This is a genomic window from Bradyrhizobium yuanmingense (assembly GCF_029167105.1).
In the GTDB taxonomy this organism is placed as follows: Bacteria; Pseudomonadota; Alphaproteobacteria; order Rhizobiales; family Xanthobacteraceae; genus Bradyrhizobium; species Bradyrhizobium yuanmingense_A.
Genome location: NZ_JARFML010000058.1, coordinates 19045 through 29598, shown reverse-complemented (window position 1 = coordinate 29598; position 10554 = coordinate 19045). Strand labels below are relative to the sequence as shown.

Below are 10554 nucleotides of genomic sequence, written 5' to 3'. Positions count from 1 at the left end.
CGAGACCCGGCTCGATGGCTCGGTTCTCGACCGCGAAAGAGCCGCCAGCGCTTCAATCTCATCGTCGGTCATCGCCAATTCGACCGCTTGCCGCCATCCTGCCATGAAACCGCTCCTCGTTGCGCCAACCGCAACCGAGGAATCCGCCAACACTTAATCAGTTCCAGCGCAGGCTTCTTGGAATCGATCGTCTAGACGTCGTTTTTCTGCCGTCGACATGCCCAGACCCAGCTTGGCCGCCACTTCATGCCCGCCAGACGTTCTGTGGTCCGCAAGAGCGCCGATGCCCGCAGCTAACAGACCTCCGACGCATAATAGAGAATGCGATTACTAGCCCGCGCATCTTGATAACCGACGCCATACAGTTTTGCTTCCACCCTATGCGCGAACATCTCTATGGACAGACGGGCGAACCGCCGCGTTCTGAGCCTTGAGTACGCACATCAGGGTCACGGCTTTGGGTGTAGGCTCAGGGCAGTAGCAGGGTCGACATCGCGGTTTTGATGCGCGTTGATGATCCTGGTCGGGACATCGGTGAGTTAGGCGAGCCGATCGACAAGGCGCGCCAATCTAGAGCGGATCTGGGCGTCGTCGCTCTCGCTTAGGCTTCGCAACAGGCCCGTCAGTCGGGCGTCCCGCTCCCTCTTTCCACGCAGTTCGCAAGCTCGACAAAAACTGTTCAATTGGTGGCACTGCAGTTGGCTGGCTTGCTGGAGCCGCTGGCTAATTGCTGCTGGACGGCGCGGATATCGTGCAGCAAGGCGACCGGATCGAACCCGGCATAGCTTTCGTTGGCGCGACCGAGGATGTGCCAGATCCTGACTGCGAGCTTGCGCGCTTCGACCGCCGCGCTGTTGCCCGTCACCTCGATGACCACCTCATCCTCGAGGCTGAGTGTCTTGGCGAAGGCGACAAGCCGATCGTGGACGAGATCTGCGCGGAGCTGCCGCATCATCTTCCGTCCTCCAGGATCGCGACTTGGACGAACGATCTCGCGAAAACAATACCGCAGCCGCCAGATGGTTAATGCCCATCTTGAGCTCGCCGTTTTCCGTGAGGCATTCGCGCGTTGCAGCCATTGCAAAGGTGACCGCCGTAGTGGACGTGGCCGAGCGCATCCCATTTGGGTTGAACATTCCAGGGACATATGCACGACGTCATCGGAGTAGCAGACATTCGGCGCGGCGGGACTCAACGGTGTGAAAAGGTCACCGACGTAGACCATCGGGTTGGACCGCTTGCGTCCCAGCTGCGGCCTGTTTCCGGTCGATCCATAGACCGAGATAAGAGCTTACCATCGGGCGCCGCAGCGGCAGCGTGCTCTAGCGTCTCTGGCCCGACGTGCTTAAGCGTGCCGCGCTGATCGGCTTGGCCCTATCGACGCGACCCAACTTCCTTCTTGTTCACACCCAAGATCAGCTTGCCAACTGAGCTTATGCGCCAGAGCAGGCCAGCCCAAAAGATGACCGCGAAGGAGGAAAGAAGGCTTTCTTGGCCCGCCGAGCCGTCGTTTTCTCGTCAGTCCAAAAGACTATTCACGATGAGCTGTCGCGGCGAACGTCGAGCGTCTCTCCCTTAATCAATCCCGCAAGCGCCGGACCGATGCTTTTCTAGATTGGTCCAATGGCCACTCTCTCTAATTTGACAAGATAAAAACTTCACGTCATGGCGGTCCTGCGCGGCATTACTCCGCTAGAACGGGCAATATTGCTCGAATACGGATCCCTCTGCCCGTTACTTATTCGAGATAAAAACTCATCACTAATCTGGCCCGCCTGGGCCTGGTCAAGCTTTCAGCGAGTGGAGGCGGCAGTATGATTTCCGAGGTATTCATCACCTGTGCAGTAACTGGGGGAGGGGGGGCGCCCAGGCAGGAGAATGTACCAGTTACCCCGGAGCAAATCGCTGAATCAGCGCTCGAAGCAGCGCGCGCGGGAGCGGCGGCGGTGCACCTCCATGTGCGTGATCTCAAGACCCGCGCGGGCGTGCTGGATCCTGCGCTCTATCGACAAGTTGTGCGCCGCATTCGGGAATCCGATGTGAATCCGGTGATCAACCTCACCACGGGAGAGGGCTGTTATATCGTGCTGGGCAGCTCGAACTCTCCTCTGCCGCTTTCGGCGGAGACGGACATGCTGGGCGCGCTGGAGCGGCTCGTGCACGTCGAGGAATTGCGCCCAGAAATCTGCACATTGGATTGCGGCTCCGCCAGTTCCAGGGGCACCGCCGAAGGTGTCATGGTCAACACAATTGGGACCTTACGAGTGATGGCCGCGCGTCTGCAAGAGCTTGGGGTGAAGCCTGAGCTTGAGGTATTTGATACCGGCCATCTGAAAATGCTGCATGACTTGGTCAGAGAGGGTTTGATCAACGATCCGCCGTTGATACAGCTCTGCATGGGAATTGGCTACGGCGCGCCGGATGACTTGACCACGCTGATGGCAATGGTCCACCAACTCCCGCCGGGCGCCATCTATTCCACGTTCTCGGTCGGGCCGATGCAGCTTCCGTATGCAGCCTTGGCGCCAATGATTGGTGCGAACGTGCGGGTGGGGTTGGAGGATAACCTGTACCTTTCCCGCGGACGGCTGGCAACCAATGCCGGGCTTGTGCAGCGGGCGATCGAGATTCTCGAGCGGATCGGGGTGCGGGTGATGAGCCCGGACGAGATGCGGGAGAAGCTCAAGCTGAAAGTTCATGCCATAGGTCAAAGGTGATGCGTGAGAAATCGAAGCTCGCCGAGAAGGCGGCGCGCGCAATCGGCCTCCTCGGGGGCGGTGTCATCGGTGGCGGGTGGGCGGCACGCTTCATTCTCAATGGAATCGACGTGCGGCTGTACGACCCGGCGCCTAATGCCGTCGAGTCTGTGCAGAAGGTGCTGGCTAACGCGCGGCGGGCGTTTCGAAAGCTGACGATGGTCCCGCTGCCACCAGAAGGGGCGCTGACGGTTGTCGAATCGGTAGCGGATGCGGTGCGCGGCGTGGACCTCGTGCAGGAATCCGCGCCGGAGCGCCTCGAGCTCAAGCAGCAGCTGCTCGCGGCCGCGAGCCGCGCGGCAGCGCCTGGAACGCTGATCTGCTCCTCGACCTCGGGGTTTCGGCCGTCGTTGTTGCAGTCGGAGATGGAGGGTCCCGCGTGCTTCCTCGTCGCGCACCCGTTCCAGCCTGTGTATATGTTGCCGCTGGTTGAACTGTGTGCCGGTGAGCGCACGGTACCCGAGGCCCTGGAGCGGGCAGCGGCGATCTATCGGGCGATTGGGATGCACCCGCTCGTCGTGCGCAAAGAGGTGGACGGGTTTATCGCGAACCGGCTGCAGGACGCAATCTCGCGCGAGGCGCTGTGGCTGGTGCATGACGACCTGGCAACGCTGGAGGAGATCGATGACGCGGTGCGCTACTCCTGGGCGCTGCGCCGAGCGGCCATCGGCTCCTACCGCATGGCCGATGGTGGAGCCGGCATGCGCCAGGGCATCGAGCAATGGGCATTCAGATGGCCGTGGTCGAGGCTCACCGATAAGCCCGAAATGGACTCAGCTTTTCTGGACAAAGTGGCCGCCCAGGCAGACGCGCTGGCGAAAGCCGATCCACTACCTGTGCCCCTCGAACACAAGCGGGACGACTTGCTCGTTGCCCTGCTACAAGGTTTGCGCTCAGAGGCCTACGGACCGGGCGAGACGCTCGCGCGCTGGGAACAGCAGCTTCGCGACCGTGCCCCCCTGCCTGCTCAGGATTCCGAACCCCTCCGGACGTTGCGAAAAATCCCGTCTAATTGGATTGACGCTAACGGACACGCCGCCGAGAGCGCTTACCTCCAGCTCTGCAGTGACGCCACTGGGTCCTTAGGACGCTACATCCGCGAGAATGGCGCGGACCTGGAGAATGGGGGGGCTTACTATACCGTCGAGACGCATCTGACCCATCTCGGTGAGCTACACGCCGGGGACCGTGTCGAGGTACTCACGCAGGTTCTCGGCGCCGACGACAAGCGGCTGCATCTCTTCCACGTGATCAAACGCGACGGTGACGACGAGCCGGCTGCGATGGGCGAGCAGATGCTGGTTCACGTCGACGCTAAAACCAGACGTAGCGCACCGGTGAAAGGTCCCGTGCGCGAACGCTTGTTGCAGTTGGCGCGATCGCACGCACAGCTGCCCCGTCCGGACACAGCCGGCGCGAGCATCCAGATGCGCTGAGTACGATCGCACTGCGTGGAGTCAACTGGACATGAAAGACTATGCTCGAGACGAAAACACCGACCAAGGCTACGAGCTGTAAGCACGCGAACAGAGATGCACCGCCAGTCATGGATCGTGACCATCTGTTTCGTGCATGATGAAATTGACTTCGTCCCTTCGCCGGCAGATGACGTGCGCGAGGGCTTCTGTCGGCTACACCAGCCCACAGCTCAGGCAGACTTATGATCTCTAGTGCGCGGCTGATCGGAAAGGGTACTGTCTCTCGATCGTCCGCCACCGATGCCCACTCACAGACGAGCGAGATCCCGGCCGTCCCGTGCAGGGATTACCCGGACAAACTGGTCCTCCTCATCCAGGAGTTATTTCAAAGATGTCATGGATGGTCACTCCATCGAACCACGTCTCGTGCGCTGTAAGAGTGCTGTAGTGGTCGATCCCAATCGGCGGATGAGCCCGGCCGGGCGGTGCCCACGATGGCTACATTTGCCCTTCCGGCGGCACGCTGACGCACGAAAATCACATGACAAGTCGATCTCGCATCCGCCACCCATGCAGGCGCCAAACGTGATTTCGGTCAACCCGATTTTGGCCCACCGCGTCGGGAATGCCAAGCTGCGCGGAATCCAGATCCTTTGCACCGGTGCCCATGACTATCAACACTTCGCGCGCTGTTCTCCTGTCTCCGCACGATTTCCAGCTCGCGCTGTGCGCGTGACTAAGCGGCATCTTCCCAGGCCACTTTCCGGACAGGCATAGCAGCGCGACTTCGTGGTAGGGACGTCGCCTCTCAACCCGGGCCAGCGCTGGTAATACTTACCGGAGATGACCGCTGACAAAGTCCTCGTCTGGAAAGTAGTTGTGACTCCAGAAATCTAGCAAGGTCGTGCGCTCGGCCTTCGATAACCGTCGCGCGGCTAAAGTACAGGATTTCGCGAGGTATCGAAGCTCACTACTATCTAGTGCAGAGGAGTCCCTCAGAATCTCCGTATAATGCTTCTACGTCCTCTGTTATGCAACATACGCTTGAGGTTTGATGAGAAACCGAAGGTCATGCACGGGCACAGGCGAAGCGGCGCGTCCGCAAGCGCTTGCTGAACCCGGCGCGGGACTGCACACGTCGCTGCCCGAGCGCAACCCGCACAGGTCGCAGTAGGTTCTTCATACTTCGCCATTGCATAAACCAACGTCATCTTCCAGCAATGGCAGGAAGAGCGATGACCGCTACATCAGCCTGCGCAGATCTGAAAGCCGAGCAAGGGGAAACCGCGGTTCTTCTTCACTGTTGGGCGATCATGACTCTCGCCCCGCTCTCCTTACGCACTCCCTCACCCAACGGGATCGAGGTCGTTACTCACCAATATAGGAGGCATTCCAAGCGACGTATGCGGATCGATGATCGTCCTTAAGTCAGGTCGGTCATGGGCGCCGACATCATTACAGAGCCGAGATCGCCTCTTATGAATGTAGATGAACAGGAATCCCCGCTCTTCGCTGAGTTGGCGCAGGATTTCGGCTACGCGAGGTGCAACATCAATGGAATTCGGCCTACACGGCCAGATAATAATTCCGTGAAGATGATCGTCTGCCGCCTCTAAGGTCGCAGAGCTCGAGCGTGGGTGGAAAGGAATGCGCCATTTGGCCGTCGAGAAAGAACATCGTGGTCTGGTAGTCGGCGCTCCATTTGCCGGACAAGCGCCAGAACTGCGAAGGGGGGCGATGCCGGACGCGAGCAATGCCTTTGTAAGGTTTTCCGACATCCAGAAGACCTACGACGGCGAAACGCTGGTCGTTAAGAATCTCAACTTGGACATCCCTCGGGGTGAGTTCTTGACCATGCTGGGGCCCTCCGGCTCCGGCAAGACGACGACCCTGATGATGCTTGCTGGCTTCGAGGTGCCCACCCAAGGCTCCATCCTTCTGGGGGGGCGCTCCATCGACAAGCTACCCCCACACAAGCGCGACATTGGCATGGTCTTCCAGAATTACGCGCTGTTCCCGCATATGACGGTGGAGGAGAACCTCGCCTTCCCGCTCAAGGTCCGCAAGATCGGCAGGGCCGAGGCCGAGGCGAGGGTCAAGCGTGCTCTCGACATGATCCGGCTCGGCGCTCATGGCAAGCGCCGGCCCAGCCAGCTTTCCGGCGGTCAGCAGCAGCGCGTCGCTCTTGCCCGTGCCCTTGTCTTCGATCCCAGGCTCGTGCTCATGGACGAGCCGCTCGGCGCGCTGGACAAGCATCTGCGCGAGCAGATGCAGCTCGAGATCAAGCATATCCATCAGGATCTCGGTGTTACCATGGTCTATGTGACGCATGATCAAAGCGAGGCGCTGACCATGTCGGACCGCATCGCGGTGTTCAACGACGGAGTCATCCAGCAACTCGCCGCGCCCGCCGAGCTGTACGAACGGCCGCAGAACGCCTTCGTTGCTCAGTTCATCGGCGAGAACAACCGGCTGCATGGTAAGGTTGTTGCGATGAATGGCGCGACCTGCAACGTGGAAGTGCCGGGCGCGGGCAACGTGCAGGCGCTGGCAATCAATGTCGAGGCTGTCGGTCGGCCGACCGTGCTGTCGTTGCGGCCGGAGCGAGTGAAGCTGAATCCGACGCCGGGCTCGCTGCCCAACGTCTTCAGCGCGCGGGTTGCGGAGGTGATCTATCTGGGCGACCACGTGCGAACCCGGGTCTCGGTCTGCGGCCATGATGATTTTGTGATCAAGCTGCCGAATTCGGAAGGCGTGGTGCAGCTCGAGCCGGGCACCGCGATCACCATCGGCTGGAAGACTGAGGATTGTCGGGCGCTCGACGCGTCATGACCAGCTAGTCCGCAGTCGACGGGGGTGGCTCGGTCGTTTGACCGCGCCGCCTCGATGTTGGGGCGGCATTACAGAGGGGGAGTAAGTCGATGAGACCATCCTTAATGATTGCCGGCGCCTTGGCGACAGGCTTGGCGGCGAGCGCGTTGATGCCGGTGAAGCCCGCTTTCGCGGGCGATCGGCTGACGATCGTTACGTGGGGCGGGGCCGCGCAGGCAGCCTACCGCAAAGCCATTTTTGACCCGTTCACAAAGACGACCGGGATCAAGATTATCGATGACGAGTGGAACGGCGAGATCGCCAAGGTCCGCGCCATGGTCGAGGCCAAGACGGTGAGCTGGGATGTGATCACCACCCCCACGAGTTCGGCCGTTCGAATGTGCAACGACGGTCTCATTGAGACGATCGATTGGAAGAAGGTGGGCCTCGACCGGGACCAGTTCGGTGACGCCGGCAAATTCGACTGCGGGCTGCCGCAGGCCTACAATGGGACCGTCGTCGCCTATGACAAGAACAGACTGCCGAACGGCCCGAAGACCATCGCCGACCTGTTCGACACGAAGGTATTCCCCGGCAAGCGTGGATTATGGAAGAATGTCTCGACCAAACTCGAATGGGCGCTGATCGCTGACGGCGTGCCGCGAAAGGAAGTCTACAAGGTTCTCCGTACGCCAGAGGGCGTCGACCGCGCCTTCAGGAAGCTCGACACGATCAAGCAGCACGTCATCTGGTGGACGTCCGGCGCCCAGCCGATGCAGCTCCTGGCCGACCGCCAGGTCGTCATGACCGAGGCCTGGAACACCCGTGTCACAGATGCCGTCAAGCAGTCCGGCCAGCCTTTCGAGATGATGTGGGACGCCGCGGTCGGGGGCTGGCAGTACTGGGTGATTCCCAAGGGCACTCCGCGTCTGGACGACGCCTACAAGTACCTCGGCTTCGCCGGCACACCCCAAACGGAGGCCGCCCTAACACGCTACCTGCCCCTCGGGCCCGGCAACAGGGATGCCATGGCGCTTGTCGATCCGGCGGTGCTGCCCGACCTTGCAAATAGCCCCGAGCATTACGCCGTTGCTATGCAGCCTGACCCTCAGTTCTGGCTTGAGCGGGGCGATGAACTCACCCAGCGCTTTAACGCCTGGCTCGCGAAGTAAGAACAAGGAACGGCGAGGAGGACTTTCAGTTCTCCTCTCCGCGATGAACGCACGAGCTAAGAGCGTAAGAAGAGGGAGCGAAGTCGATGGCGATCATGGCGGTCCAAAGCGCCAGCAACCTCGACGGCATGCTGTTGCGGATCAAGCTGCAGCGGGTCGAGCGTCGGCGCAAGCTGAGGGCATTTACTCTTGTCCTGCCGCTCCTGCTCCTCAACCTGATCGCCTTCGTCTCGCCGATTGGCCGGATGATGTTCAATGCGATCCACGACGATACCCTGCTGACGCTCATGCCGCGAACCACGGCAGCGTTAAGCGCATGGGACGGCAAGGACCTGCCGAGCGAGAGCGCCTATGCCGCTCTCGCCGAAGATCTCAAGCAAGCCTGGGCGCAGAAGACCTCGGGCGTGATCGGCACCCGAATAAACTATGAGCTTCCCGGCGCCAGCGGCGAGGTTGCGTCAAGCGCGCGCCAGGCAAGCACGCTTTCCGCCGCCCCCTACAAAGCGGCGCTGATCGAGATCAGTCCGCTTTGGGGGCAGCGTGGCGTCTGGAGCTTGCTCAAGCGCGGCCACTCGGCATACACGGCCTATTACTTGCTGCGTTCGGTCGATTACCAATATGGGCCCGACAGCCGGATCGTCGCGTCGCCGCCAGAGTACGCGGTCTTCCGCGACGTCTTCTTGCGCACGCTTGGAATCAGCGTCGGCGTGACCGCAGCGACCCTGCTTCTGGGCTTTCCGGTGGCCTATCTCCTGGCGCGATTACCGCTCATGACCAGCAATATGCTGATGATCATGGTCGTGCTGCCCTTCTGGACCTCGGGCCTCGTCCGCACCACGGCATGGGTCATACTCCTGCAGGAGCACGGCCTTATTAACGATATGCTTATGGCGCTGCATATCATATCGCAGCCCGCAGCGCTCATCTACAACCGTATCGGAACGGTGATAACCATGACTTATATCCAACTGCCTTTCACGCTGCTGCCGATCTACAGCGTGATGAAGACGATTTCGCCCAGCTATATCCGTGCTGCTCGATCGCTCGGAGCAGGTCCGTTCTACGCGTTCTGGAAGGTTTACTTCCCCCAATCCTTGCCGGGGATCGCTGCCGGCTGTCTGCTGACCTTCATTGTGTGCCTAGGCTACTATCTCACCCCCGCGCTTGTCGGCGGACCGCGCGACCAGATGGTTGCGTCCTTCGTCGCCTACTACACGAACGAGGAACTCAACTGGGGGATGGCCTCCGCCCTTGGGGCAATTCTGCTCGCCGCGACTCTGCTGCTCTACTATGTCTACAACAAGTTGGTTGGCGTCGACCAGCTCAAGCTGGGGTGAAGACAATGGCCCCTTTCGCCTATTCCTCCCCGATAGAGGCAGTCTGGCACTATCTGCACCGATTGATCTGCGGGGCGGTGCTGCTGTTTCTTATCGCGCCGATCCTCGTTATCATCCCGCTGTCCTTCAATTCTGTGCCCTTCTTCACCTACCCGATGCCGGGACTGTCGTTGCGTTGGTATGAGGAGTTCTTCCTAACAAGCCGTTGGCAGGGCGCGCTGTACAACTCCATCTTTATCGCGGTGTTGGTTACGCTGCTCTCGACTGTGCTAGGCACCCTGGCCGCGCTCGGGCTCAGTCGTCCGAACTTCCCTTGGCGTACTGCGGTGATGAGTCTATTGATCTCGCCCATGATCGTACCGGTCGTAATCAAGGCAGTAGCGGTATATTTCTTCTATGCCGATATCGGGCTGCTCAACAGCTATACCGGGCTGATCCTAGCGCACACCACAATGGCCACGCCGTATGTCGTCATCGCCGTGACCGCTACCCTGATAGGTTTCGACCACTCGCTCACCCGCGCGGCCGCCGGACTCGGCGCACCGCCGATCACCATCTTCTTCAAGGTCACGCTGCCGCTCATAGTTCCCGGCATGATCTCTGGTTCGCTGTTCGCCTTCCTTACCTCCTTTGACGAGGTGGTGATTGCCCTTTTTATCGCCGGCGCCGAGGTGCGCACCCTGCCTAGGGTGATGTTTTCCGGTATCCGCGAGCAGATCAGCCCGACCATTACAGCCGCTGCCACCGTGCTGATCCTGTTCTCCGTCGTCATGCTCACCAGTACCGAACTGCTGCGCCGACGGTCGCAGCGGCTGCGCGGGATCCGAGACACCTGACTGTCGCATCGCATTGACCAAAACGCCGTCCCAGAAAGCCTCTGTTCAAAATCGGGGAGCGCCGATAGGCAGGTTGCGCGTGCTTTGACATGAGGCGGTTCGGGCGCGCATCTTAGCGGTGCATCCGGCAGATTGCGGGGGATAATGGCAATCCCTTCTGACCTGCTGGCGGAGGCGAGCCATGGCACCGGTCTGCTTACGGGAGCTGACGTTTGCTGAGCAAG

At 60.5% G+C, this 10554-nt stretch carries 7 protein-coding genes; 6 read left to right on the top strand and 1 reads right to left on the bottom strand.

Annotated elements, in window-relative coordinates; all coding sequences use genetic code 11:
- Positions 1–679: 679 nt before the first annotated feature.
- Positions 680–955: a hypothetical protein gene (locus tag P0R31_RS41215; protein ID WP_430516891.1), complete on the bottom strand. Its 276-nt coding sequence runs from the start codon at positions 953–955 to the stop codon at positions 680–682.
- Positions 956–1814: 859 nt separating this feature from the next.
- On the opposite strand from P0R31_RS41215, the gene P0R31_RS38465 reads away from it, so the two are divergent.
- The 6 genes from P0R31_RS38465 to P0R31_RS38440 all read left to right on the top strand — a co-directional run bounded on the left by P0R31_RS38465 (position 1815) and on the right by P0R31_RS38440 (position 10330).
- Positions 1815–2717 carry a 3-keto-5-aminohexanoate cleavage protein gene (locus P0R31_RS38465; RefSeq protein WP_275520356.1) on the top strand — a complete coding sequence of 301 codons (903 nt, stop codon included), beginning with the start codon at positions 1815–1817 and terminating at the stop codon, positions 2715–2717.
- Positions 2717–4192 (top strand): 3-hydroxyacyl-CoA dehydrogenase NAD-binding domain-containing protein, encoded by a 1476-nt coding sequence (locus tag P0R31_RS38460; protein ID WP_275520353.1) that lies wholly within the window; start codon positions 2717–2719, stop codon positions 4190–4192. The genes P0R31_RS38465 and P0R31_RS38460 overlap by 1 nt, the downstream gene beginning before the upstream one ends.
- 1719 nt (positions 4193–5911) lie before the next feature.
- Positions 5912–7006, top strand: coding sequence for an ABC transporter ATP-binding protein (locus P0R31_RS38455; RefSeq protein WP_275520358.1), 1095 nt, complete (start codon positions 5912–5914; stop codon positions 7004–7006).
- A gap of 104 nt (positions 7007–7110) precedes the next feature.
- Positions 7111–8157: an ABC transporter substrate-binding protein gene (locus P0R31_RS38450; RefSeq protein WP_275520351.1), complete on the top strand. Its 1047-nt coding sequence runs from the start codon at positions 7111–7113 to the stop codon at positions 8155–8157.
- 86 nt (positions 8158–8243) lie between these two features.
- Entirely contained in the window at positions 8244–9494 is a 1251-nt protein-coding gene (locus P0R31_RS38445) for an ABC transporter permease (RefSeq protein ID WP_275520349.1), read from the top strand.
- A 5-nt stretch (positions 9495–9499) separates the two neighbouring features.
- Positions 9500–10330, top strand: coding sequence for an ABC transporter permease (locus P0R31_RS38440; RefSeq protein WP_275520347.1), 831 nt, complete (start codon positions 9500–9502; stop codon positions 10328–10330).
- Positions 10331–10554 lie beyond the last annotated feature (224 nt).

What these genes read in the sequence shown, in the direction of transcription:
- P0R31_RS38460 (WP_275520353.1), top strand. Translation starts at nt 2,717, where the DNA reads ATGCGTGAGAAATCGAAGCTCGCCGAGAAGGCGGCGCGCGCAATCGGC.
- P0R31_RS38445 (WP_275520349.1), top strand. Translation starts at nt 8,244, where the DNA reads ATGGCGATCATGGCGGTCCAAAGCGCCAGCAACCTCGACGGCATGCTG.
- P0R31_RS38455 (WP_275520358.1), top strand. Translation starts at nt 5,912, where the DNA reads ATGCCGGACGCGAGCAATGCCTTTGTAAGGTTTTCCGACATCCAGAAG.
- P0R31_RS38450 (WP_275520351.1), top strand. Translation starts at nt 7,111, where the DNA reads ATGATTGCCGGCGCCTTGGCGACAGGCTTGGCGGCGAGCGCGTTGATG.
- P0R31_RS38465 (WP_275520356.1), top strand. Translation starts at nt 1,815, where the DNA reads ATGATTTCCGAGGTATTCATCACCTGTGCAGTAACTGGGGGAGGGGGG.
- P0R31_RS38440 (WP_275520347.1), top strand. Translation starts at nt 9,500, where the DNA reads ATGGCCCCTTTCGCCTATTCCTCCCCGATAGAGGCAGTCTGGCACTAT.
- P0R31_RS41215 (WP_430516891.1), bottom strand. Translation starts at nt 955, where the DNA reads ATGATGCGGCAGCTCCGCGCAGATCTCGTCCACGATCGGCTTGTCGCC.